This window comes from Enterococcus montenegrensis, assembly GCF_029983095.1.
Classification (GTDB): Bacteria; Bacillota; Bacilli; order Lactobacillales; family Enterococcaceae; genus Enterococcus_C; species Enterococcus_C montenegrensis.
The window spans coordinates 2,572,696-2,597,073 of record NZ_CP120467.1 but is presented as its reverse complement, the minus strand read 5'-3'; the positions used below and the strand labels follow the sequence as shown (position 1 = coordinate 2,597,073).

At 38.9% G+C, this 24,378-nt stretch carries 22 protein-coding genes and 1 riboswitch; of the genes, 21 read left to right on the top strand and 1 reads right to left on the bottom strand.

Features of this window, described 5'->3' with window-relative positions; genetic code table 11:
• Nucleotides 1-14 precede the first annotated feature (14 nt).
• The 8 genes from P3T75_RS12505 to thiT all read left to right on the top strand — a co-directional run bounded on the left by P3T75_RS12505 (nt 15) and on the right by thiT (nt 9,039).
• Nucleotides 15-806, top strand: a complete 792-nt coding sequence (locus tag P3T75_RS12505; protein WP_206902582.1) for a PTS mannose/fructose/sorbose/N-acetylgalactosamine transporter subunit IIC — start codon at nt 15-17, stop codon at nt 804-806.
• Nucleotides 790-1,611: a PTS system mannose/fructose/sorbose family transporter subunit IID gene (locus P3T75_RS12500; protein WP_206902581.1), complete on the top strand. Its 822-nt coding sequence runs from the start codon at nt 790-792 to the stop codon at nt 1,609-1,611. Before P3T75_RS12505 ends, P3T75_RS12500 begins: the two co-directional genes overlap by 17 nt.
• An 11-nt stretch (nt 1,612-1,622) precedes the next feature.
• On the top strand, nt 1,623-2,672 hold the full coding sequence (locus P3T75_RS12495; protein ID WP_282461756.1) for an SIS domain-containing protein: 1,050 nt from the start codon (nt 1,623-1,625) through the stop codon (nt 2,670-2,672).
• Nucleotides 2,673-2,696: 24 nt separating this feature from the next.
• Nucleotides 2,697-3,701, top strand: a complete 1,005-nt coding sequence (locus P3T75_RS12490) for an SIS domain-containing protein (protein ID WP_206902579.1) — start codon at nt 2,697-2,699, stop codon at nt 3,699-3,701.
• A 284-nt stretch (nt 3,702-3,985) separates the two neighbouring features.
• The gene (gene glmU, locus P3T75_RS12485) at nt 3,986-5,359 is read left to right on the top strand and encodes a bifunctional UDP-N-acetylglucosamine diphosphorylase/glucosamine-1-phosphate N-acetyltransferase GlmU (protein ID WP_206902578.1); all 1,374 of its coding nucleotides are present in this window, start codon (nt 3,986-3,988) and stop codon (nt 5,357-5,359) included.
• 723 nt (nt 5,360-6,082) lie between these two features.
• A complete protein-coding gene (locus tag P3T75_RS12480) occupies nt 6,083-7,060 on the top strand; it encodes a ribose-phosphate diphosphokinase (RefSeq protein WP_206902577.1) in 978 nt (325 codons plus the stop codon).
• A gap of 288 nt (nt 7,061-7,348) precedes the next feature.
• On the top strand, nt 7,349-8,137 hold the full coding sequence (locus tag P3T75_RS12475) for a hypothetical protein (RefSeq protein ID WP_282461755.1): 789 nt from the start codon (nt 7,349-7,351) through the stop codon (nt 8,135-8,137).
• 110 nt (nt 8,138-8,247) lie between these two features.
• Nucleotides 8,248-8,347, top strand: a riboswitch (TPP riboswitch).
• A gap of 89 nt (nt 8,348-8,436) precedes the next feature.
• Complete coding sequence (gene thiT, locus P3T75_RS12470; protein WP_282461754.1) at nt 8,437-9,039, top strand: energy-coupled thiamine transporter ThiT; 603 nt, start codon at nt 8,437-8,439, stop codon at nt 9,037-9,039.
• Between the two features lie 158 nt (nt 9,040-9,197).
• On the opposite strand, the gene P3T75_RS12465 is transcribed toward thiT, so the two are convergent.
• Nucleotides 9,198-9,977, bottom strand: coding sequence for a hypothetical protein (locus P3T75_RS12465; protein WP_206902574.1), 780 nt, complete (start codon nt 9,975-9,977; stop codon nt 9,198-9,200).
• Between the two features lie 338 nt (nt 9,978-10,315).
• Here P3T75_RS12465 and P3T75_RS12460 point away from each other — a divergent pair, with 338 nt between their 5' ends.
• The 13 genes from P3T75_RS12460 (at nt 10,316) to pknB (ending at nt 24,093) form a co-directional block, all read left to right on the top strand.
• The gene (locus P3T75_RS12460) at nt 10,316-11,029 is read left to right on the top strand and encodes a class A sortase (protein ID WP_206902573.1); all 714 of its coding nucleotides are present in this window, start codon (nt 10,316-10,318) and stop codon (nt 11,027-11,029) included.
• Between the two features lie 182 nt (nt 11,030-11,211).
• Nucleotides 11,212-12,885, top strand: coding sequence for a patatin-like phospholipase family protein (locus tag P3T75_RS12455; protein ID WP_282461753.1), 1,674 nt, complete (start codon nt 11,212-11,214; stop codon nt 12,883-12,885).
• A gap of 192 nt (nt 12,886-13,077) precedes the next feature.
• Nucleotides 13,078-13,299, top strand: a complete 222-nt coding sequence (locus P3T75_RS12450) for a YdbC family protein (protein WP_206902571.1) — start codon at nt 13,078-13,080, stop codon at nt 13,297-13,299.
• A gap of 13 nt (nt 13,300-13,312) precedes the next feature.
• Nucleotides 13,313-14,197, top strand: coding sequence for a YicC/YloC family endoribonuclease (locus P3T75_RS12445; protein ID WP_230709569.1), 885 nt, complete (start codon nt 13,313-13,315; stop codon nt 14,195-14,197).
• A 59-nt stretch (nt 14,198-14,256) separates the two neighbouring features.
• Nucleotides 14,257-14,538: a lyase family protein gene (locus P3T75_RS12440; RefSeq protein WP_282461752.1), complete on the top strand. Its 282-nt coding sequence runs from the start codon at nt 14,257-14,259 to the stop codon at nt 14,536-14,538.
• 251 nt (nt 14,539-14,789) lie between these two features.
• Nucleotides 14,790-15,404 carry a guanylate kinase gene (gene gmk, locus P3T75_RS12435; protein ID WP_206902568.1) on the top strand — a complete coding sequence of 205 codons (615 nt, stop codon included), beginning with the start codon at nt 14,790-14,792 and terminating at the stop codon, nt 15,402-15,404.
• Nucleotides 15,405-15,409: 5 nt separating this feature from the next.
• Complete coding sequence (gene rpoZ / locus P3T75_RS12430; protein ID WP_206902567.1) at nt 15,410-15,715, top strand: DNA-directed RNA polymerase subunit omega; 306 nt, start codon at nt 15,410-15,412, stop codon at nt 15,713-15,715.
• Between the two features lie 219 nt (nt 15,716-15,934).
• Complete coding sequence (priA, locus tag P3T75_RS12425; RefSeq protein WP_282461751.1) at nt 15,935-18,340, top strand: primosomal protein N'; 2,406 nt, start codon at nt 15,935-15,937, stop codon at nt 18,338-18,340.
• A 59-nt stretch (nt 18,341-18,399) separates the two neighbouring features.
• Nucleotides 18,400-18,891 carry a peptide deformylase gene (gene def, locus P3T75_RS12420; protein ID WP_206902668.1) on the top strand — a complete coding sequence of 164 codons (492 nt, stop codon included), beginning with the start codon at nt 18,400-18,402 and terminating at the stop codon, nt 18,889-18,891.
• Nucleotides 18,884-19,828, top strand: coding sequence for a methionyl-tRNA formyltransferase (gene fmt / locus P3T75_RS12415; RefSeq protein WP_282461750.1), 945 nt, complete (start codon nt 18,884-18,886; stop codon nt 19,826-19,828). Before def ends, fmt begins: the two co-directional genes overlap by 8 nt.
• Nucleotides 19,821-21,185 carry a 16S rRNA (cytosine(967)-C(5))-methyltransferase RsmB gene (gene rsmB, locus P3T75_RS12410; protein ID WP_206902564.1) on the top strand — a complete coding sequence of 455 codons (1,365 nt, stop codon included), beginning with the start codon at nt 19,821-19,823 and terminating at the stop codon, nt 21,183-21,185. The genes fmt and rsmB overlap by 8 nt, the downstream gene beginning before the upstream one ends.
• A 9-nt stretch (nt 21,186-21,194) precedes the next feature.
• Nucleotides 21,195-21,938: a Stp1/IreP family PP2C-type Ser/Thr phosphatase gene (locus tag P3T75_RS12405; RefSeq protein ID WP_206902563.1), complete on the top strand. Its 744-nt coding sequence runs from the start codon at nt 21,195-21,197 to the stop codon at nt 21,936-21,938.
• Complete coding sequence (pknB, locus tag P3T75_RS12400; protein ID WP_282461749.1) at nt 21,931-24,093, top strand: Stk1 family PASTA domain-containing Ser/Thr kinase; 2,163 nt, start codon at nt 21,931-21,933, stop codon at nt 24,091-24,093. The genes P3T75_RS12405 and pknB overlap by 8 nt, the downstream gene beginning before the upstream one ends.
• Nucleotides 24,094-24,378 lie beyond the last annotated feature (285 nt).

The following is a 24,378-nucleotide window of genomic DNA, read 5'->3' as shown; positions in this document are numbered from 1 at the left end:
AAGGTAGTGAAGAAATGATTGTACAAGCAATTTTACTAGGCATTGTCGCGTTTATTGCACAATCAGAATACGCATTGGGGACTTCCCTTTTGTCACGTCCGATTGTGACAGGACTATTTACCGGGATTGTATTAGGTGATGTGAAAACCGGCGTTATTATGGGGGCAACACTTGAATTAGCATTTATTGGCTCATTTTCTGTAGGCGCTTCAATTCCACCAGACGTTGTAACTGGCGGTATTTTAGGAACAGCTTTTGCAATTACAGCAGGTGCTGGTACAGAAACGGCACTATTACTTGGCTTACCAATTGCCACTTTGACTTTGATTTTGAAAAATATCTACTTGGGACTTTTGATTCCGATTATGAACCACAAAGCTGATGATTTCGCTGCTGATGGAAATTACAAAGGCGTGGAACGGATGCATTTATTGGCCGGGTTTGGTTTATCGTTGATGCTAGGATTAATCGTCATGATTTCCTTTATGGTAGGAAGTAAAACGATTGGCAATTTACTTGCGATGATTCCAGAATTCGTACAACACGGTTTAGCGGTTGCCACTGGTTTAATTCCTGCACTAGGTTTTGCAATGTTGGCACGCTTATTGATTAACAAAAAAGTAGCACCGTATTTCTTCTTGGGCTTTGCATTGGCGGCGTATTTAGAAATTCCGGTTACAGGAATTGCCATTTTTGGTGCAATTGTCGCAGTTGTTGTAGTTAATATTATGAATGTTCGCAATAACCAAGGTCCACAAGTTCAAGCCACGACTGGGGAGGTAGTTGACGATGACGAAGACTTCTAATACTGAATTAAAAATTACAAAAAAAGATCTAAGTAAAGTATTTTGGCGCTCATTTCAAATGGAATTTTCCTGGAACTATGAACGCCAAATGAACATGGCCTATGCCTATGCGATGATTCCGATTTTGAAAAAACTATATCAAACAAAAGAACAAATGGCAGATGCCTTAAAACGTCACTTGGAATTTTTCAATACGACGCCACATATTGTGACCCTAATTTTAGGGATTAATGCTGCGATGGAAGAAGAAAATGTGAATGATCCTGAATTTGATACTTCTGCGATCGATAGTATTAAAACGTCTTTGATGGGACCTTTAGCAGGGATTGGGGATTCATTTTTCTGGGGCACGCTACGTTTGATTGCTACTGGTGTCGGAACATCACTGGCTTTACAAGGAAATATTTTAGGACCAATCTTGTTTTTGTTAATTTTCAATATTCCCCATATCTTATTTCGCTATCTTGCGACGAGCTGGGGTTATAAACTAGGGACGGGCTTTTTGAAGAAAATTCAAGCAAATGGCATGATGGAAAGCTTAACTTTAGGTGCTTCGATTATCGGGTTGATGGTCGTTGGCGGGATGACTGCCACCATGATCGATATCAATTTGCCAATGAAAATTGGTTCAGGTGAAAATGCAGTTACTGTCCAAAGTATTTTTGATGATATTGTACCGAAAATTTTATGCCTTGGTGTATTTGGAGCTGTTTTTTACCTGCTGAAAAAAGAAGTAAAACCTTTGACCATTTTGTTAGGGTTAGCTGTAGTGGGGATTTTAGGTTCCTTAGTTGGAATTTTCTAGGAGGCTAGCAAATGGAAACGATGTTGGATTATATCAACGAAGAAGAAGTAACGTTAAAAAATATTTTAGATAAATTTACGCTAAAAAAAGTTTCAGGTTTTAAAAAAATCAACAATCTTTTGATCTTGGCGACGGGCTCTTCTTACAATGCCTGTCTGGCTGCCAAAGTCACACTAGAAAAGTTTGCTAATATCTCTGTCACTATAGAAGAACCGTATAATTTTAATCACTATGGCCGCGTGAGTGCTGCAGTCGATGCTGTTTTAGCAGTTTCGCAAAGTGGCAAGAGTGCCTCAACCATCGATGCAATCGCTAAATTAAAAAAAGAAGGTTTGTTTACTTTAGCGCTAACCAGTGACATCACGAGCCCAATTGCAGGAGCGGTCGATGAGGTTATTGATCTTGAAATGGGGATTGAAAAAGTTGGTTTTGTCACGAAAGGTTATGTGACAACTGTCTTGCAGTTATTCTTGCTAGGGTTAACAATTGGTCACAATAAAGGGACATTGACACCAAAACAAGCTGATTTTTATTGCGACGAGTTGGACAAAGTTATCACGGCCATTCCGGCTGTGATTGCAAAAACAAATGATTTCTTTACGTTGCATGAAGACATCTTTAAGTTAGGAACGCGTTTTGTTGCGATTGGTTATGGGCCAAATTGGGGCACAGCAAAAGAATTTGAAACAAAATTTACTGAAACAGTTCGTAAACCTTCACAAGGCTTTGAACTAGAAGCCTATATGCATGGCCCTTATTTAGAAGCAGATAGTGAGCATATATTATTCTTTATTGAAACAAAAAGTGTCAATGAAGCCCGTTCACACGCTTTGAAGTCCTATATGGCGCCATATGTTGGGAAAACGTTAACGATCACAACACAAACAACAAAAGCTCCAGAAAAATTAGGGCTGGAAATAGAATGTGATGAACTTGTTTCATGTTTAGCGCTTGTAATTCCATTCCAAATTTTGGCTTATAAAATTGCAACAGCTAAAGGAATTAATTTAAGTCAACGAATTTTCGATGATTTTGATCGCGTATTAAAAAGTAAAGTATAAAAGTAAATGACAGAGGTGGAAAAAATGTTAAAATTCAACGAACAAAAACAAATTGATGATATTCAAGGTGCATTAGCATTACGACCAGAAGTAGAAAAAATTGTGGATAACGTGTGGGAAAAGGGTTTTGATAATTTGTATTATTTAGGCATTGGCGGAACGTATGCTTCTGCAATGCAGGCAGTGACATATATAAATGGTAAAAGTAATTTACCCGCATACGTGCAACATGCGGCAGAATATTACACAACGGGCAATAAACGTTTAACCAAAGATTCAGTCGTCATTTTATCTTCTGTGACCGGAACTACCCAAGAAGTAGTCAAAGCAGTTGATGAAATTAAAGAAGTAGGCGCAACCTTGATTGGCTTTATCGATACTGCAGATAGCCCATTAGCAAAAAAATGCGATCATGTAATCACTTATCCAGCACCGGGTACAGAACAAATTAAATTCTTTATGGTAGCAGATCGGCTGATGAAAAATAATGGTGAATTTAACGATTATGAAGCATATTATAAAGAACTGGATGCTAGTCTAGCAAAAGGATTAGTTGAAGCGGAAAAACAAGCAGATGCTTTTGGCTTAGAGTTTGCTGAAAAACATCGTCATGATGCAATGCATTACTTCATTGGGGCAGGTAACCAATGGGGAGCAGTCTATTCTTATGCAATGTGTTATTGGGAAGAACAAAGCTGGTTGCGTTCAAAATCAATCCACGCCGCAGAATTTTTACACGGTACTTTAGAGATTGTGGATGAAACGACACCTGTGACCCTTTTCTTAGGTGAAGATGAACAACGACCATTGGCAGAGCGAGTGAAAAACTTATTACCACGTATTTGTGCAAACTATACCTTCATTGATTCAAAAGATTACGCAGTTGAAGGAATCAGCGAAAAATATCGCGGTCGCGTATTATCATTTTTATTGATGCACTGCGTGACACAACGAATTGATGCACATGTGGAAAAATTAAATTGCCACCCACTAGAAATCCGTCGCTATTACCGTCAGTTTGACTATTAAAAAGTATTTGAAAAACCCCTTGTCAAAAACAGTGGCAAGGGGCTTTTTGCACAGAAAAATAAAGATAAATCAAAATTACTTTTCCACAGTGGATAACTTTTTGACAGTCCAATAAAATTTGACGATATTTTGTGGACAGTGGGGAAAACTTTGTTATTTCCCTTTATCAGCGTAAAGCAGCTATTTTAAATTGGTCTATCTCGCTTTTCCTTGATTTGCTTGAAATGAGACGGTGATTGGGATAAACTAAAATGGAAGTTAAAAACTTGAAATGAGGGAAACACATGACAGAGCGTTACGGGATTATTCTAGCGGCGGGCAAAGGCACGCGCATGAAATCAAAATTATATAAAGTTTTACATCCAGTTTGTGGAAAACCAATGGTGGAACACATTATTAACCGGGTGGAAGAAACTAAACCAAAAGAAATTATCACAATTGTTGGTCATGGCGCTGAAATGGTGAAGGAACAATTAGGCGATCGCAGTGAATATGCCTTACAAGCAGAACAACTTGGTACCGGTCATGCGGTGATGCAAGCAGCGCAATTTTTGGAAGGTAAAAAAGGCACAACCTTGGTAATTAGTGGCGATACACCACTTTTAACAACGGCGACGTTGAATAATTTATTTGAATACCATCAAGGGAAAAATGCCAGTGCGACGATTTTAACAGCGCAAGCGCCAAACCCAACCGGTTACGGTCGTATTATTCGCGATCACGTTGGTATTGTGGAAAAAATTGTGGAACAAAAAGATGCCTCCCCGGAAGAAGTACGGGTAAAAGAAATTAACACTGGCACTTATTGTTTTGATAATGAATTACTTTTTGATGCATTAAGTAAATTAAACACCGATAATGCGCAAGGAGAATATTACTTAACAGATATTATTGAAATTTTGAAATCAGAAGGCAAAATTGTGGCGGCCTATCAAACAGAAGATTTCGATGAATCACTGGGCGTTAACGATCGTGTGGCGTTAGCCCAAGCGAATCGGATCATGCGCAATCGCATTAATCACCAACACATGCTAAATGGAGTCAGCTTCATTAATCCTGAGGCAACTTATATCGATGCCGGTGTTAAAATCGGAGCTGAAACAGTGATTGAACCTGGCGTTTATCTAAAAGGTCAAACAGTTATTGGCAGTGAATGTCTTATTACAGCTGGTTCTGAAATTGTGGATAGCAAAATTGGCGATCACGTGATTGTGAAGTCTTCTTGTATTGAAGAAAGCATTGTACACAACCATGTGGATATCGGTCCATTTGCCCACTTACGGCCAAAAGCTGAAATTAAAGAAACTGCTCATATTGGCAACTTTGTCGAAGTGAAAAATGCCAAAGTAGGTGAAGGGACAAAAGTTGGTCATTTAACCTATGTGGGCGACGCAACTTTAGGCAAAGAAATTAACGTAGGTTGTGGCGTTGTTTTTGTCAACTATGACGGTAAAAACAAACACCATACCAATGTGGGGGACAACGCCTTTATTGGCTCGGCTTCTAATTTGGTTGCGCCAATTACTGTAGGGGATGGTGCCTTTATCGCAGCGGGTTCAACGATTAATCAAGACGTGCCAAAAGATGCGATGGGAATTGCTAGAGCACGACAAGTTAACAAAGAAAATTATGCAAAAAAATTACCCTACCATAAATAAAAAGCAGCAGTAATTAACCAGTGCTAAAAAAATTCGGAGTATACCTACTTTTATAAAGTCGGCATATTGCGAATTTTTTCATTCTTATTGTTGGCGAGTAAAACGAGCTCGAAAAGCCTTTCGAACTGTCTAGCTTCACAAATCACCTCTTCAGCCATAAGTAAAAATTTACGAAAATGGAAAAGCCATTTTAGCAAATTTTGATCTTATGTCTCAGAGGTGACCGATTTGTTCAGCCTTTCAAACTGTCTAGCTTTACAAATCACCCCTTCAGCCATAAGTAAAAATTTACGAAAATGAAAAAGCCATTTTAGCAAATTTTGATCTTATGTCTCAGAGGTGACCGATTTGTTCAGCTTTTCAAACTGTCTAGCTTCACAAATCACCCCTTCAGCCATAAGTAAAAATTTACGAAAATGAAAAAGCCATTTTAGCAAATTTTGATCTTATGTCTCAGAGGTGACCGATTTGTTCAGCTTTTCAAACTGTCTAGCATTGCGAAGTAACTTGCTGTGACAATAAGTCAACATTTCAAGAAATTTAAGGAAGAATTTTCAGAAATCCCGTACTTTTTTTGGCGGGCTGTGGGAATTTGCCCAGTCTTTCTCATGGAATTCACTTTGAAAACACTTTCCTACTTGATTTATTAGGCAAAAATGACTACTATTTACTAGGAAGACCAGACAAAAGTAGTTTTAATTGCAGAAGAAAGCGGAGGTTCTCATGTCAAATCATTATTTCGATCCAAGATTGAAGATTTTTGCCTTGAATTCAAATCGTCCTTTGGCGGAAAAAATCGCGGAGGCGGTCGGTGTCGAATTAGGAAAATGCTCAGTAAACCAATTTAGTGATGGCGAAATTCAAGTCAACATTGAAGAAAGTATTCGGGGTGCTCATGTTTATGTAATTCAGTCCACATCAAGTCCTGTTAATGACAATTTGATGGAATTACTAATTATGATTGATGCCTTGAAACGAGCAAGTGCCAAAACAATTAACGTGGTAATGCCTTATTACGGGTATGCCCGTCAAGATAGAAAGGCACGTTCAAGAGAACCAATTACTGCAAAATTAGTTGCAAACATGATTGAAAAAGCAGGTGCAAACCGCGTCTTAACTTTGGATTTACATGCGGCTCAAATCCAAGGATTCTTTGATATTCCAGTGGATCACTTAATGGGCGCACCATTAATTGCCAATTATTTCTTAGAAAAAGGAATTTCAGGGGATGATGTTGTTGTCGTTTCTCCTGACCACGGTGGCGTAACACGGGCGCGTAAATTGGCTGAATTTTTAAAAGCACCAATTGCTATCATCGACAAACGTCGTCCAAAAGCAAACGTGGCTGAAGTTATGAACATTATTGGGCATGTGGAAGGTAAAGTATGTGTGTTAATTGATGATATGATCGACACTGCAGGCACGATTACTCTTGCAGCCAATGCTTTAAAAGAAGCAGGGGCAAAAAGTGTTTATGCATCATGTACCCACCCAGTATTATCTGGCCCGGCAATGCAAAGAATTCAAGATTCAGCGATTGAACGTTGTGTCGTAACAGATTCCATTAACTTGCCTGAAGATCGTCGGATTGAAAAAATTGATGAAATCTCTGTAGGTCCTTTAATGGGAGAAGCAATCAAACGTATTCACGAAAATAAACCCGTTAGTCCGTTGTTTGAAACAAAACAACCAACCAAATAAAGCAACATTTGACTCCTGCCATTTTGGTAGGAGTTTTTTTATAAAGTAAGTATAAATTTCTCAAATGGATTCCTTTGGCTTTTCTTATTTTAACGATCGAATTGTTTTTCTATTTGTTAGTTTAGCAACGTTAGCGCTGCTGTTTTAAAAGTTGCAAACAGTTTTTGCGGCCTGTCTGATTGTGTTGTGGGTAAAAATTAAACGTGGAAAAGAACTTATGCTAAAATTAAATAAAAAGCATAAGGAGCATTTATGAACAGGTATATAAAATTTTTTGGTTTCCTTTTTTTGGCACTAGGACTAGGCGGCTGTCAAAAAGTAGATGAAGCCAAAAACACGATTACAAGCATTGCCCAACAACAAGCAAGCATAGAACAAGCAGATAAAAATAAGACGGAGATCACGACAGCAACAAGCCAAACAAAAGAGGACCCACTAGCTTTTTCACAAGATGATTTGGTTCACAAAGTTTTCAGCGGTAAAGCCCAAAAAAAAGATAATCAAACTGTAGCATTTCAAATGAACTTTAATTTGATGCAAATAAAAGATGCCTTAAATCCCACTGCACCGACGCAAAATAATGTTTTATTAGCCGATGCACAGGGCAATAGCATTATTGGAAATGGGAAATTTGAACAAATCAATCCTCAAACTGTAAAATTAAGTGGCCGCAACTGGACGACTTATGAACAAGCTGCCATTACCATTACGCAAATTAAAAAAGGGCAGTGGCAAGTGACGCTCAATGAATCGGGTCTGCCGTATACTACAGCTACTGTCAGCTATGATAAAGAAAAAACAGCACAAGCATTAAAAGATGCAAGTAATTATGGTCAACGAATGACACCCTATGGATTTGCCAGCACTCAGATTTTCACCGAGCCTGTGAAAACAATCAAAGCAGCAAGTAAAGCTGTGGAAAAAGTCTATTCTTTAAAAGAAGATGAATTAACAGGGGAAGAAAAAACTGTGGATAACCAAGAAACCTTCGTCTTTACTGTGGGTAAACAAATTAACGGCAAAATGGTACAAGAAGTTGTGGTGATACCTGCAACCGGAGAATATTATACGCGGTAAAGCGGCAGTTAATTTTTAGTAGATCTTACTAGCATGACAGCTTTAAGCTGTTCTTTCCACAAATAACATAAAATATGCTATGCTGAGTACGTAAAAAAACAAAATAGAATTCGTTCACAAAGGGGAGCCGTTTGGCTGAGATTGTAAGTCTACTAAACCCTTCGTACCTGTATCGATCATTCGAGCGTAGGAATTGTGACAAGTTTGAAGTGCTACTTCTCCTTTGTCCCGAATAGAAGTTTGCGGCGTTTTTGCCGGTCGTAAACTTTGCGTGACGGTTCTTAAAGGAGGATTTTTTTATGGCAAAAAGACTAGAATTACAAGTATGGGTGGAAGGAACGGTAATTGCTGCAGCGGCAATGGCGCTATCTTTTATTCCGATTCAAACTGCAAATTCGGCCTTTGATCTATCATTGGGGATGGTACCACTTGTTTTATACTCCTACCGGCGGGGCCTTATACCAGGACTAACAGCTGGTTTTGTTTGGGGGCTGTTAAGCATTGTCATTGGGACAGCAATGAAAAATTTTGTTTCAGTACCACAAATAATTTTTGAATATCCCTTTGCTTTTGCATTTGGTGGTTTTGGCGGAATTTTTGCTAAAAAAATCCAGACAGCAGTGGAACACCGGCGTAATACCGCGGTCTTATATGTTGTTTTAGGGGGCGTAGTGGCTGCCTTTGCCCGTTGGTTTTGGCATTTTTGGGCAGGTGTTTTCGTTTGGGGCGCCTACGCACCAGAAGGGATGAACCCTTACTTGTATTCCTTTATCTTAAATGGTGCTTCAGCTTTGGCAAATGCGATTTATGTGGCGGTGGTGTTAGGTATTTTGGTGAAAGTAGCACCACAACTGTTTATTCCAAAACGCAGCCATTTCATTTCAGCGGCGAAATCAAAATAAAAAATAAGGCTTGTGGCAAAAGATTTGTCGCAGGCCTTATTTTAATAAAGGTATTATCAGTAAAATATTTAGTGATTGCTGAAAGATCTGGCGATAACTAGCAGATCTGTTGTAACGTAAGTACCAAATTGGTTTTTGCAGTCAATGGTGTGGGTGGTTTAATTTGGCATTAACAATAAATCGTTGTCTTCATGTTTTAAGTACCAATTTCGTTCTGCTTTACTGTAAATTAAAGTAGCCACCAGCATTTCTGGTTTATCATAGCCGAAAGTGACGCTTTGGCGTAAGCCGCTTTCTTCAACTAAATAAATCGGAATGTGAAATTCTTTATTAACGACTTCACTGCTTTTTAGACAGAAGATAACTCCTTCTTGAAAGAGTCCCTTCATTTCTTTTAAAAGATTTAAATCAAGTTTTTCCACAGGGGTTGCTTTTCTGAAAAAACTGCGACGATCATTTAATTTTCCTAATGCAACGCGGGTAATTTTGTCAGCTAAAATACGATAAAATTCGTCTAAATAGCGATAGTAAATTCGCGTTAGGCCATCTTTTAAATCAAAGAAGACAAAATTGTTTTGCAACTTATAAAAAAACGGTGAATGAAGATGCGTTTTCATGTGGCCAAAATATAACAGCTCAGAAATTTCTAGCGGCGTTAATTCTTTTAGCATGGCTGCATCGCTAAAATCAATCCACTTTAAATCTTCGGTAATGCGCCCTTTGCGTACTTCGTCAAAAAAGCGATCAACACTTTCGTTGCCTCGAATAATCTTCATACCGGTATGTGCTTCAAATTCACCGTAGTTTGAGGAAGGATCTAATAAAAGTAAATTACTAGGATAATGCACAATGCCATGAACAAAATCCGCCGGTGTGATTCCGCGGGCCAAAATGGCATTACTCGTTGTATCAATATGTACATAGACCATTTCTGGCATTTTGCCCACTCCTCCTTTATATCACTTTAAGTTATTTTACAATAAACAGTGAGAAAATGCTTGTATCTTTTCTTTTAAGATTATGTTACAACAAGAACACGTTTTTGCAATTATTTCAAACCAATTGTAATAATTTTGCGCTGTGTTCAAGTTGGATTTTCAAATTTTTATGGTAGGTTTATTGAAAAGAAGGGCAAAGTATAAAACACGAGCTAAATATGCTAAAATGACAGTAACAAATAAAAAATTTAACACGAAAATATTTGGTCAGTAAAACCAAATGGGATGTAGTAAGTGAAAGTGGTAGAAAAAATTACGAAATCAAGGAGAAAAATAACATGAAAAAAAAGTCGCGCCTAAAAAATTGGCTGATTAATTTGTTGTTATTATTATTACTTTTAGTGGGATTGGGTTTAACTTTTAACAATCAAATTAAAAACTTTCTAATTGAGAAAAACGGTGAAAAATATGCCGTATCTGAAGTCACGGCGGCAGAAATTGAAAAAAATCAAAATAAACCAGCTTCCTTTGATTTTGATGCGGTGGTACCTTCTAGCAGTCAGGCAGTCTTTAAAGCACAATTTACTAATCGTAATTTACCAACAATTGGTGGGGTTGCGGTCCCTAAAGTTGGCATTAATCTACCAATCTTTAAAGGGTTAGCAAATGAAGCCTTGTTGTGGGGAGCGGGAACTTTAGAACCCAATCAAAAAATGGGGGAAGGCAACTATGCGTTAGCTTCTCATCGCGCCTATGAGCCAGATTTATTATTCACACCATTAGAGAAAGTGAAAAAAGGTGATACCATTTATTTAACGGATTTAAAAAATATTTACACCTATGAAACAAAAATCATTGTCCGAGTACAACCGACAGAAGTCCAATATTTAGATGTCATTAAGGGGAAAAAACTCGTCACCTTAATTACTTGTGGGGAAATTGAAGGGATAACACGAACGATTGTGCAAGGTGAATTAAAAGAAGTAACACCAGTGAAAGAGGCAACAAAAGAAATGCGGGATGCCTTTGCTTTGAAATCAAAAACTTATTAAATATAAAACAGGTCGCAAGTCTTTGTTGGTTTTTTTATGAAAGCCAAGTAAAGAGATGTGACCTTTTTTCTATTTTCAGACATGAGATTCATAGCAAGAGGCAGTTGGGTTAACTTTTGTTATACTAAAAATAAGCAGGTTTCGTAAATTTTGCAGCATATTTAAGTAAAAGAGGTGAAATAATGCAGACGATAAAACTATATCCCTCTGATTTTATTGACTACCAACCCGTTTTCAAACGTAGTTGTCAACTCTTCTTCTTTTTTGCCAGTAATAGCGCAGCTAGAGCAGATATGAAGAAAAAAGTAAAATCGGAAACCGTCTGGCAGTTAAGGAAAAAAGATCTGACTGTTTATTTAACTGGTAAGTTGGCAGCGGATAATTTTTTTGATTTGACCAATTTTTTATGGGACAGCGAGCAAAGTGGTAGTCGCAAAGGATTGTTGCAACTAGTAGACAATTTTTGTCGCATGAATTTTTTTTCAGGCCTACGCTTTGAACTTGATCCTAAAAGAATTTCGACCGAAGTTTTAAACTGGCTGATAGCTAATGATTTTCACGTAGAAAAAGGAGTCTTTAGCCGCCGCTGTCAGTATCAAACGGCGCTAGTTTTAGGCGGTGGTGGAGCCAGAGGGGCCTATCAAATTGGCGTGTGGCGGGCATTACAAGAGCTAAAAATTAATTTTTCCATTGTAACAGGAACTTCTGTGGGCGCGTTAAATGGCGGTTTGATTTTATTAAATGACTTAAAGGCAGCTAGCCAACTTTGGGAAAGTTTAAGTACCGATCAAGTATTGCAATTCCCCGCGGCCACAGCAGATACTCACGCCTTAAATTTATTATTGCGCCAAGTTCGTTCCCTTACCTTTACTGCTTTGCGGGAAAATGGTGCGAGTACGGAACCGTTAAGTCGGTTAATGCAAAAAATTTTTGATGGAAAGAAAATGTTACAAAGTAAAAAGCAGTTATATGTTTGTACCACACGACTGTCAGATTTTAGTGAGCATGTGTATCACTTTAAAAAAGAACAATTAAAAACAGCGCTCCAGTGGTTAGGCGCCTCTGCGTCTTTTTATCCGGCGATGAAAGCTACTGAGATTGCGGGGGATTTTTATATCGACGGGGGGTATCGTAATAATGTGCCTGTTGATGTTGCTGTGGCAAAGGGGGCAACAGAATGCATTGTAGTCGACGTAAAAGGTCCTGGTTTCACTAAAAATTATCAACCCCCATCAAATGTGGCTACAATTCCGTTATCTTCACCTTGGACATTAGGGAGTTTTTTGGTTTTTGATCCGCAGCGTTCCAAGTACAATTTACGGCTAGGCTATTTGGAGACGCTGAAATATTTTCAGCGGTATACCGGTTTTTGGTATACTTTTGTAAAAGAAGATTTCAATGGATTATGGCAGCAATTTTGCAAGCAATTACGAAAGCAACAGCATCCACTATGGCAAATTATTAAAGCGCCTTATTTTTGGCGTAAGTTAAAAAATGCCTATGGGAAAAAAGTTTCCTTTGAAACTGCCGGCTTAGCCATAGCAGAACTTAGTGGCGTTTGGTTAAATGTCTTGCCAGATGAAATTTATCAACAAGAGTTTTTTATAACCCAAGTAAAACAGGCTTGTGCAGGCCAAATGGGGGAATTTAACGCCACCTTATCTGTAGCAGAGTGGCTGCATTTATACCGAGAACGATTAGTTGCATGGTCAGATTCCCGGTTGTTTTTATCTTTTTTACAATTAAAAGAATACCCGTTTAATTTCCCACAAACTTTACTGGAAAATTTAGCCGTCAGCATTGTTACCGCTGAATTTAGCAAGTACGTGTTTTGTGAGTATCCAGAAGCTTTGTAAAAGAGGTGATGCAGCAGATTTCTTAGCGATTTGCTGATTATCAGGAGTAAGGCTGCCTCATTGCGCTATTAAAATGAAAGGTAACGAAGCTATCGCTAGTGAGAAGGAAACTAGCGGGATTTATCGTGAAAGGAAATAGTTTGTTAGGAAATTACGTATTATAATAAAGAAGAGATACTGGGAGGAAGACAAATGGCACAAGAATTTTCATATGAAATTTTAGAAGAAATTGCCGTTTTATCTGAAAACGATAAAGGCTGGCGCAAAGAATTAAATATTGTGAGCTGGAACGGGCGAGCGCCTAAATTTGATTTGCGGGACTGGGGTCCAGATCATGAAAAAATGGGAAAAGGTATCACCTTAAGTAATGAAGAATTTTCAGCTTTACAACAAGCGTTAAAATCGATGGAGTAGGAGCCAAAAAAATATGAAGAGTATGACAGGTTTTGGTAAAGCCAGCGTAGAAAGTTCAGCTTACCAAGTGGAAGTCGAAATAAAAAGTGTCAATCATCGCTTTTTAGATTTGCAAATTCGCAACCCCAAACAAATTAATGAATTGGAAAATAGTATTCGCCAAACCGTGAAAAAATCGGTCCAAAGAGGGCGAGTAGAGGTCTTTGTCACCATTAATGAACTGGGTGATACCAATAAAGAGGTGATGATTCATTGGCCGCTTGTAGACAAACTGGTGAATGAATTGCAAAGAGAAGCTGCTGCTCGTTATGGAGAACCGCAAGTATCGGTGGCCAGAATTTTAGAGCAAGTCATAACGCTGCCTGATTATGTGGAGGTAAAGCAAGATAAAGCAGATAATACGCAATTAGAATCCTTCGTGGTGGCAGCCGTAAGTCAAGCGACTGAGGCATTAAATACTAGCCGTCAACAAGAAGGAGCAGCCATTTTAGCGATTTTAACAGAAAACGCACAGGCACTTTCAGGACAATTGGAACTGTTAAAACAATTTAATAAAACCTTCGAAGAGACCTTTAAAACACGTTTCGAGCAAAAATTGCAAGAATATCTTGGAAATCAAGTCGATCAAGAACGGTTATTAACCGAGATGGCGTTATTAATTGAACGTGGGGACATCCATGAAGAATTGGATCGCTTGGCGATTCATTTGCAAAAATTTGCTGCTATTTTACAAAAAGAAGAGGCCGTAGGAAGAGAATTAGATTTTCTTATTCAAGAAATGAATCGTGAAATCAATACCATTGGCTCCAAAAGTTCGGCAATTGAAATTAAGGAATTTGTCGTACAAATGAAAACAATCGTGGAAAAAATTCGTGAACAGGTGCAAAATATTGAATAACAGTATGTGATACCAAAATAAGTTAAATAAAAAAATTGGTTTAGAAAGGATGAATTAAAATGAAATATTATGATATTACTTTCCATGAAGTTTCCGGTCGCGCTGTCATAAAACGAGGGGTGCCTTCTGAACAAGCGCCTTTTGAAGCATGGCAAGATGCTTGTGTCAAAGTTACACCTGAACAATTATTTTTGATGGTAAATGAAACGAATGTCATTTTGGAACGAAAATTTATTACGCGAACGGATGTTGAAGAAGTCGCTGATCCAATCGATACAAATCAAAAACGTAAAGATGAGTTTACGACGATTGTTAATACATTATCCAATATGGGATTTTAAATTATTTTTAAAGGATAAGGAAAATAACGAGTTTTCAAAAATCAGCCCCTGATGGCACAAAAGCTAAGGAAATTTGCCAAGTTTTTTTACTCAAAATAAGCTTTTTTTAATAAAAAAGCTGTTTGAAACAAAAAACAGCACTTTTTATTCAAAGGTAGCAATTTTGGACGTTTGCGTCTATAATAGAATCACTGTTAAAATTTGCGTAAAGTAAAAGTTGACCAGCAAACAAGAAGTGAAAGGACGTCAGTATGTCAGAGCGAGGCTTATTAATTGTATTATCAGGGCCTTCAGGTGTTGGTAAGGGGACTGTGCGAAAGGCAATTTTTGAAAGTGATGATAATGACTTTCAATATTCCATTTCCATGACTACCCGTGCAATGCGAGAAGGAGAAGTTGATGGGGTCGATTATTATTTTCGTACCCGGGAAGAATTTGAAGAATTAATCGAAGCTGGGCAAATGCTAGAGTATGCGGAATATGTCGGCAACTACTACGGCACCCCACTTTCTTATGTTGAAAAAACATTAGATGAAGGCAAAGATGTATTTCTTGAAATTGAGGTCCAAGGAGCCCGCCAAGTGAAAGAAAAAGTGCCAGATGGCGTTTTTATCTTCCTGACACCGCCGGATTTACATGAATTAAAATCCCGCATTGTTGGTCGCGGAACAGATGCCGCTGAAGTGATTGAAGAGCGGATGAAAGTTGCCAGAGAAGAAATTGAAATGATGGCACTTTATGATTATGCCGTTGTAAATGATGAAGTGCTCCTTGCAGTAGAGCGAATCAAAGAAATTATTGCCAGCGAACACTTTAGAGTCGATCGCGTGATCGGCAAATACATTAAAATGTTAAAGGAGATGTAGTCAAAATGATGCTACGCCCATCTATCGACTCATTATTAGATCGAGTAAACTCAAAATATTCATTAGTAATTTTATCAGCTAAACGCGCCCATGAATTAGATGCAGGGGCTAAACCAACGTTGGATCAATTTGAATCTGTTAAAAACGTTGGCCGTGCGCTAGAAGAAATTGATGCGGAAACATTGGTTAACGATCCTCATCCAGAAGTAAAACGAGCACGTTTGAAAATGGAACAAGAAGAAAACCAAGCGGTACAAAAACGAGAACAACAAGAATTAGAAGCTCGTATTCGTGAAGAACAAAACTTATAGACTTATATAGACAAAAGATGTGGCATGTTGTATTCATACAGCGTGCCACATTTTTTGGCAATTACCATTCAACTAAAGTGTACACGGCCTTAGCTAAGCGCTAAGCGAGTTTACAAAGCTTTTCTTATGTGGTTTAATGGCAATTTCTAAATTTTCCTTTATTAACAGACAAACTTTCCTATTTTTAGTAGAATATAGCGGAGAAGGAGGGGAAGTGACATGTATCCTCTAGCAGAAGTCATCGTGGATGTACCAACGATGCAAACAGATCAGCCGTTTACATATTTAATTCCGGCTGATTTACAACCGGTGGTAAAAAAAGGGATGCGTGTTGAAGTCCCTTTTGGTAATGGCAATCGTCATATCCAAGGGTTTGTGGTGGATATAAGTGAAACGAAAACTTTAGATGAACGGCTTAAGCCAATTGTTCGCCTATTAGATATTGCGCCGGTTTTGAATACAGAATTATTGGCCTTGGCTGATTATATGAAAGAAACAACCTATGCCTTTAAAATCACTTGTTTACAGACAATGCTGCCGAGTGTGATGAAGGCAGAATACAAAAAAACGATTCTTTTAGTGGATAAAAAAAGTGAAGCGGCCCACTATTTTCCAGCAAGTGGTGAAATTGATTACGACGAAGCGCAAAAAAATGGGCACTTACCTAAATTAATGAAATTTCGACAAGCGGGCATTGTGGATATTCGTTATGAAGTCCATAATAAAAATCGCGTGAAAACTGTCCGGATGGTGAAGGCATTAGTTGATGCAAAAAAAGCTGAGGAAATATTCCCCACGCTGCGTAAGGGGTCTTTGCGAAAAGCCCAGCTTTTAGAAATTCTAGCTGCACAAAAAGAAGAACTGCCAGTAAAATATTTTACGGCGTTAGGTCTAACGACTGCTCATTTGAATCAAGGGGCAAAAGATGGTTGGCTAGAACTCTTTGAAACAGAAACGTATCGCGATCCTTTTGCTGAGCATGAGTTTGAAACGACTACTAATTTTGTCTTAAATGAGGAACAAGAAATGGCGGTCGCAAAAATTTTAGCTGCTTATAAAAAAAAACAAGCTGAGACTTTCTTATTAGAAGGAATTACCGGCAGTGGCAAAACCGAAGTGTATTTGCAAGCTATCCAGCAGGTTTTAAAAGACGACAAGACCGCGATGATGTTAGTACCAGAAATTGCGTTAACACCGCAAATGGTGGAGCGTTTTAAAAGTCGCTTAGGGGATGCGGTGGCAGTCTTACACAGTGGTCTATCCCAAGGAGAGCGCTATGATGAGTGGCGCAAAATTGAACGAGGTGAGGCACAAGTTGTCGTTGGTGCTCGTTCGGCCATTTTTGCCCCACTAGAAAATATCGGCTTAATCATTGTCGATGAAGAGCATGAAGCAACCTATAAACAAGAAGAAGCCCCCCGCTACCACGCCCGTGATTTGGCCATTTGGCGCAGTCGTTATCACAAGTGTCCGGTCATTTTAGGAAGCGCAACGCCTTCTTTGGAATCCCGAGCTCGTGCACAAAAAAAAGTCTATACGTTGTTGCCATTACAAAAACGAGCTAATCCCAATGCTAACTTGCCTACAATTGAGATCGTTGATTTAAAAGACGAATACAGCAAAGGCAATATGACTTCTTTTTCTTTAACATTGCAAGAAAAGATGCAAGATCGTTTGGCAAAAAATGAGCAGATTGTTTTATTGTTAAATCGCAGAGGTTATTCTTCTTTTATGATGTGCCGCGATTGTGGTTATGTCCTTGATTGTCCGAACTGTGATATTTCATTGACCTTACACATGGATACGAAAACGATGCGTTGCCATTATTGTGGTCATGAAGAAGCTATTCCCCATAAATGTCCGGAGTGCGGTAGTAAAAAAATTAGTTATTACGGTACAGGGACACAAAAAGTGGAAGCAGAACTGCAAGAATTATTACCAGAAGCGCGAATTTTACGGATGGATGTTGATACAACCCGTAAAAAAGGCGCCCATGAAAAAATTTTGACTGCTTTTGGCGAGAAAAAAGCGGATATTTTATTAGGAACCCAAATGATTGCCAAGGGTTTGGATTTTCCAGACATCACTCTAGTGGGTGTGTTGAACGCAGATACAGCCCTAAACTTGCCAGATTTTCGTTCCAGTGAACGAACCTTTCAGCTCTTGACGCAAGTTAGTGGTCGCGCTGGTCGTGCGCAAAAGGCTGGCGAAGTTGTGATTCAAACCTTCAATCCAGAACACTACGCCATTTCTTTAGCTAAAGCCCAAGACTACGAGCGTTTTTACCAACAAGAGATGCGTATGCGGCATCAAGCGGGGTACCCCCCTTATTATTTCACCGTGAAATTAACGGTGAGTCACGAAACAGAAGTACAAGCAGCACAAAAAAGTTTTCAATTGGCGCGACAATTACAAGCAGCCCTTAGTCCCAACGCGTTATTGCTAGGGCCAACACCTAGTGCCATTATGCGGATTAAAAACCGCTATTATTATCAAATTATTATTAAATACAAAAACGAGCCAGCTTTAAAACCGCTCTTAGAACAAATTTTAGACGAGAGTCAAATAGATCAGAAAAAAGGACTCTACGTTTCAATTGATAATGAACCTTTGAATTTTATTTAGTTGCGAGTGTTCGTAGCAGACTTTGTAAAAAAATGCTACCAGAAAAGTTAGGAGTAAATATGCCTTATCCAATTTTATTAGATCCAGATCGCCGCTTACGGCAAGAAAATAAAGAAGTAACCGAAATTACCGATGAATTAGTCATGATGATTGATAAAATGCATGAAACAATGCTGGCTCATGATGGAATTGGCATCGCCGCACCACAGGTTGGCAAAAATCTGCAAGTTGCGATTGTCGAGTTGGATGAAGAAGAACGTTTTGAAATGATCAATCCTAAAATTATTTCAAAAAAGGGTAGTACAATTGATGTGGAAGGCTGTTTGAGTATTCCCCATGTCTATGGTACCGTCAAGCGATACGACCTTATTACAGTTCGTTTTTATGATCGCGAAGGCGATGAGCTGGAGGTAGAAGCAGACGGATATCTTTCACGGGCAATCCAACATGAGATTGACCACCTTCACGGTATTTTGTTTACCGATAAAGTGATTGATTACATTAAAGAAGAAGATTTAGAAACCTATATGGAGGAGCATGAGGATGACTAAAATTGTTTTTATGGGAACACCGGCTTTTTCTGTACCGATTTTAGAAGGTCTATTAGCGGCAGGGTATGACGTGCAGGCAGTTGTCACACAACCAGATCGTCCAGTAGGGCGTAAGCACGTCATTACACCGCCGCCAGTGAAAGCCGCAGCTTTAAAACATGACCTGTTAGTTTTACAACCAGAAAAAATTAGTGGTTCACCTGAGATGGCTAAAATTGCCGAATTGGCACCAGATTTAATTGTGACAGCTGCCTTTGGTCAATTTTTACCGGAAAAATTATTGCAAATTCCGCGACTTGGTGCAATTAATGTTCATGCTTCCTTGTTGCCAAAATATCGTGGCGGTGCGCCTGTTCATTATGCCATTATGAATGGAGATGACAAAACTGGCGTAACGATTATGGAAATGATCAAAAAAATGGATGCTGGTGCAATTTATAATCAGGCGGAAATCCCAATTACAAAAACAGATGATGTGGGAACGATGTTTGAAAAATTAAGCTTATTAGGCAGAGAATTGCTTTTGGCAACATTGCCGGAATTGATTAAAGGTAATGTGACGAAAATCCCACAAAAAGAAGATGAAGTGACTTTTTCACCGAATATTAGTCGCCAACAAGAAGAAATTGACTGGCAAAAGACAGCTGTTGCCATTGATAACCAAGTTCGCGGCTTACGTCCTTGGCCGATTGCCTTTACGACTTATGAAGGTGTCCGGTGGAAAATTTGGAACGTGACACCGCTAGTGGAAACGACCCAAGAAGTTCCAGGTACGATTATTAAAAAAGATAAAAACCAATTGTGGGTAGCTTGTGGCAAGAACACAGTTTTAGCCCTGAATGAACTGCAACCTGCCGGTAAAGGTAAACAAGATATCAAAGCCTTTTTAAATGGCGTTGGTCAAAAAGTAGCGCAAGGAGAAAAATTAGGTGAGTAATAAAATTCCCAAATCCATGAAAAAATCAGTGCGTTTTGTGGCATTGCATGCGTTAGAACGCGTTGAAAAAGGCGGCGCTTATTCAAATTTGTTAATCAATGATGCCATTTTAAAAGGGAAGCTTTCAGATAAAGATGCTCGTCTTTTAACCGGCCTTGTTTACGGGACAATCTCCCGACAACTTCTATTAGATTACTATTTGTCCCCCTTTTTAAAAGGGGCTAAAAAAGTTGATACGTGGGTGCGTTTATTATTACGCCTATCACTTTTTCAATTACTTTATTTAGACAAAGTGCCAGATCACGCCATTTTAAATGAAGCCACTGAAATTGCCAAAGTGCGAGGAAATGTTGGAATTGGCAAATTTGTTAACGGCGTTTTACGCAACGTGCAACGTCGTGGTGTACCAGAGATTGCCGCAATAGAGGATCCTTTAGAACGATTAGCCACAGAAATTAGTATGCCGATGTGGTTGACTGAAAGATTTGTCCAACAAATTGGTGAAGAAAATACTCGTAAATTAGGCTTATCGTTATTTGAAGTTAGTCATGTTTCTGCCCGGGTGGACCTTAGTAGTATTACGCGCGCAGAAGCCATTGCGACTTTAGCAGAAGATGGAATAAAAGCAGAAGAAAGCATCGTATCTCCTTATGGTATTGTTGCTAAAAAGGGCTTTTTGGCGGGGAGTCAACTTTTTCATTACGGTGCACTAACCGTACAAGATGAAAGTTCAATGCTCGTTGCGCCAGCTTTGCAAATAGAACCGGCGATGAAAGTTTTAGACGCGTGTGCTGCTCCTGGGGGAAAAACAACGCATATTGCAACATTTCTTGATGCCACAGCCGGAGGAAAAGTGACGGCATTAGATATTCACAGCCAAAAAGTGAAACTCATTAAAGAAAATGCTGCCCGTTTACGCGTAGAAGATGTTGTTACGACACAACAATTAGACGCCAGAGAAGCTCATGAAGAATTTGAAGCAGGAACTTTTGATCGTATTTTAGTGGATGCACCTTGTTCTGGTTTAGGTTTAATGCGTAGAAAACCAGATATCAAATATCAAAAACAAGCGAGTGATTTTGAACGCCTGCCGATTATTCAAGGTGAAATTTTAAATAGTGTAGCGCAAACATTAAAACCTGGGGGCTTGCTGGTTTACAGTACGTGTACCATTTTAAAAGAAGAAAACCAAGAAGTTGTTGCACGCTTTTTACAAGCTCATCCTGAATTTAAATTGGTACCTGTAGTTGCAAATGAACGTATCACAAGTAAACTAGTAGATGAAATGTTGACGTTATATCCACAGGACTTTATGACAGACGGTTTTTTCATTAGTTGTCTGAAAAAGGAAAAATGAGGTGGCAAGATGCAGATTAGTTTTCAAACGGATGTAGGCAAAAAGCGTAATAGCAATCAAGATTATGTAGCTATTTTTAAAAATAAAGCCGGTATTACTTTAGCCATTTTAGCTGATGGCATGGGGGGACACCAAGCCGGAGATGTGGCGAGTAAAATGGCGGTGGAAGGTATGGGGGAAAAATGGCAAGAAACTACCCTCACTTCGCCAGAAAAAGCTTGTTCATGGTTTGTTGCGGCAATTCAAAATGCTAATGAAGCTGTTTATAATTTAGGCCAAGAAAAAATAGAGCTGCAGGGTATGGGGACTACAATTGTTTGTGTGGCGGTTTTTGAAGAGGAATTCGCACTAGCACATGTTGGCGATAGCCGCATGTATTTAGTCCGGGACCACGAAATTACCCAACTGACAGAAGATCACTCTTTAGTAAATGAGTTGGTGCGCTCTGGTGAAATCACAAAGGAAATGGCAGCAACGCATCCTAGACGTAATGTGTTGACCCGCTCTGTCGGGATGCCAGGATCAGTGGAAGTAGATATTGCCAGTCATTTTTACAAAGCTGGCGATTATCTGTTACTTGCTTCAGATGGCTTAACCAATATGCTAGCAGATGATGTTATTAAATGGATTATTGATGAACCCATTACACTGGATGAAAAAGTGGCCAAATTAATTTCTGGGGCCAATGACGCCGGTGGTGCGGATAATATTACCGTTTTACTAATCGAAATTGGGGGCAGTGCTCATGATTGAAATTGGTAAAAAACTAAGTGGCCGCTATTTAATAATTGGTAATATCGGTAGCGGTGGTATGGCGAATGTCTTTTTAGCCCAAGATTTGATTTTGGATCGCGAAGTGGCGATTAAAATTTTACGCTTTGACTTCCAAAACGATCAAGATGCGATTCGCCGCTTTCAAAGAGAAGCGCTAGCGTCAACAGAACTTGTTCACCCGAATATCGTGACAGTTTACGATGTGGGAGAAGAAGACGGGATGCAGTATTTAGTGATGGAATACGTTAAAGGGATGGATTTGAAACAATATATCAAAAAAAATTATCCTATTCCCTATCTCACTGTTGTTGAGATTATGCAGCAAATTTTAAGTGCCATTGCGCTGGCCCATCAACATCGCATTATTCATCGGGATTTAAAACCGCAAAATATTTTGATTAATGAAGACGGTGTGGTGAAAATTGCTGACTTTGGAATTGCCATTGCTTTAACGGAAACGTCGATTACCCAAACCAATACAATGCTAGGCTCTGTTCATTATTTATCACCAGAGCAAGCTCGTGGCAGCATGGCGACCAACCAGTCAGACATTTACGCTATTGGAATTATTTTATATGAAATGTTAACCGGCCGGGTGCCTTTTGACGGAGAGTCAGCCGTAACGATTGCTTTAAAACATTTTCAAGAAGAAATGCCTGCAATTCGGACATTTGATCATAACTTGCCACAATCATTAGAAAATGTCGTTTTACATGCAACGGCTAAAAATCCTGCCGATCGCTATAAAACTGCAGATGAAATGCGAGAAGACTTGGCGACAGTCTTAAATCCGGAGCGTTTAAATGAACCAAGGTGGCAACCTCATGCAATGGATGATGCAACGAAAGCACTAACGCCGATTCCAGAAGAATTAATTACCCAAACGCCACCCCAAGAAAAATCACAACCACAAGAGGATGCTCAAGTAAAGAAACCAAAGAAAAAACGTAAATGGTGGCTAGTTCCGATACTTTTATTTGTTTTATTATGTGGCGGCTTAGCTTATGCCTTCTTTTCTGGTGGTAAAAGTGAAGTAACTGTGCCAGATGTTAGTGAGATGACGGTAGCCGCAGCAAAAGAAAAACTGCAACAAGTCGGTTTAAAACCTGGCAAGGTAGAAAAAATCCCCAGTGAAACGGTGGAAGCCGATCGAGTAGTAAAAACAGATCCGGCAATTGGCAATGTCGTCAAAGAAAAAACAGAGATCACGATTTACGAAAGTATTGGCCAAGAAAAAATCGATATGAAAGATGTTACAGAAGAAAACTACGATGATGCTTTACGGATGTTAAAAAATCTTGGCTTCCAAGAAAGTAATATTAGCCGTAAAGATGAGTACAGTGATACGGTTCTAGAAGGCAAAATTATTTCCCAAAACCCAACTGAGGGAGAAAAAGTTTCACCAGAATCTCAAAAAGTTGTTTTAACAGTTAGCCGTGGTGTTAAACCGGTAGCATTGATCGATTATAGTGGTTACACGTACAACGAAGCTGTAAATGATTTGATGGAAAAAGGGATTAAGGAAGCCCAAATTAAAAAAGAAGAAACTTACAGCGATACAGCACCTGCAAATCAAGTTATCGCCCAAACACCCAAAGATGGTCAAGAAGCTATTCCAGATAAAACCCAGATTATACTGACAGTAAGCCTTGGGACAGACAAAATTACGTTACCTGACTTAGCCGGCAAGTCTGATGTAGAGGCCAAAAATACGTTGAAAGATTATGGCTTGGACTATGAGAAAGCTGAAGAATTTTCGGATACTATTGCCAAAGATCAGGTTATTAGAACTGAACCGGGGGCGGGGCAGACGGTAAAAATTGGCGATACAGTCAAAGTGATTCTCTCAAAAGGACCAGATAAAAGTGATGCGCCAGAGACGTTTAAAGTGAACTTATCGGCAAGTTACAAAGGAAACGACTCCAAAAATCAACAAGTGAAGGTCTTTTTAACGGATGCTAATGGTACGAAAAAGCAAGTCGCTGACTTTACCTTAGCACCAAATGATACCCATAAAGAAGCGATTGATGTCACGGTCAAAAAAGGTGAAAGTGCTACTTTTTATTTCCAAAGAGACAACGGTCATGAAAACAGCCAAGCTGTTAGTGGAGCTGGCGATATTGAAGTACCTTAATTAATCACTCATTTAAAAGAAGATGAAAAACTAGGACAAAGCCCATTTGCTTTTGTCCTAGTTTTTTTGTAAAAAAGTTTTGATACGAAAAAGCTAATTGATAGAAATTTTCTCGCGTTTTTTGGTGCTTTTTATTTGTTATAAAGCACGCGCTTTTTTATTTCAATTACGAATGGGCAGCTAATCGATTCTTGTTTACTTTTTGAAAAAATTTTGTGCCGAAATGGACGTTGCTTAAAAATATGCTATACTTTAAATGAGGATATTTTAATATTAGGTGGTGAG

Bases quoted from the DNA above. Each gene is read 5' to 3' on its own strand.
- P3T75_RS12505 (WP_206902582.1), top strand. From the start codon at position 15: ATGATTGTACAAGCAATTTTACTAGGCATTGTCGCGTTTATTGCACAA.
- P3T75_RS12500 (WP_206902581.1), top strand. From the start codon at position 790: ATGACGAAGACTTCTAATACTGAATTAAAAATTACAAAAAAAGATCTA.
- P3T75_RS12495 (WP_282461756.1), top strand. From the start codon at position 1,623: ATGGAAACGATGTTGGATTATATCAACGAAGAAGAAGTAACGTTAAAA.
- P3T75_RS12490 (WP_206902579.1), top strand. From the start codon at position 2,697: ATGTTAAAATTCAACGAACAAAAACAAATTGATGATATTCAAGGTGCA.
- glmU (WP_206902578.1), top strand. From the start codon at position 3,986: ATGACAGAGCGTTACGGGATTATTCTAGCGGCGGGCAAAGGCACGCGC.
- P3T75_RS12480 (WP_206902577.1), top strand. From the start codon at position 6,083: ATGTCAAATCATTATTTCGATCCAAGATTGAAGATTTTTGCCTTGAAT.
- thiT (WP_282461754.1), top strand. From the start codon at position 8,437: ATGGCAAAAAGACTAGAATTACAAGTATGGGTGGAAGGAACGGTAATT.
- P3T75_RS12465 (WP_206902574.1), bottom strand. From the start codon at position 9,977: ATGCCAGAAATGGTCTATGTACATATTGATACAACGAGTAATGCCATT.
- P3T75_RS12460 (WP_206902573.1), top strand. From the start codon at position 10,316: ATGAAAAAAAAGTCGCGCCTAAAAAATTGGCTGATTAATTTGTTGTTA.
- P3T75_RS12455 (WP_282461753.1), top strand. From the start codon at position 11,212: ATGCAGACGATAAAACTATATCCCTCTGATTTTATTGACTACCAACCC.
- P3T75_RS12450 (WP_206902571.1), top strand. From the start codon at position 13,078: ATGGCACAAGAATTTTCATATGAAATTTTAGAAGAAATTGCCGTTTTA.
- P3T75_RS12445 (WP_230709569.1), top strand. From the start codon at position 13,313: ATGAAGAGTATGACAGGTTTTGGTAAAGCCAGCGTAGAAAGTTCAGCT.
- P3T75_RS12440 (WP_282461752.1), top strand. From the start codon at position 14,257: ATGAAATATTATGATATTACTTTCCATGAAGTTTCCGGTCGCGCTGTC.
- gmk (WP_206902568.1), top strand. From the start codon at position 14,790: ATGTCAGAGCGAGGCTTATTAATTGTATTATCAGGGCCTTCAGGTGTT.
- rpoZ (WP_206902567.1), top strand. From the start codon at position 15,410: ATGATGCTACGCCCATCTATCGACTCATTATTAGATCGAGTAAACTCA.
- priA (WP_282461751.1), top strand. From the start codon at position 15,935: ATGTATCCTCTAGCAGAAGTCATCGTGGATGTACCAACGATGCAAACA.
- def (WP_206902668.1), top strand. From the start codon at position 18,400: ATGCCTTATCCAATTTTATTAGATCCAGATCGCCGCTTACGGCAAGAA.
- fmt (WP_282461750.1), top strand. From the start codon at position 18,884: ATGACTAAAATTGTTTTTATGGGAACACCGGCTTTTTCTGTACCGATT.
- P3T75_RS12405 (WP_206902563.1), top strand. From the start codon at position 21,195: ATGCAGATTAGTTTTCAAACGGATGTAGGCAAAAAGCGTAATAGCAAT.
- pknB (WP_282461749.1), top strand. From the start codon at position 21,931: ATGATTGAAATTGGTAAAAAACTAAGTGGCCGCTATTTAATAATTGGT.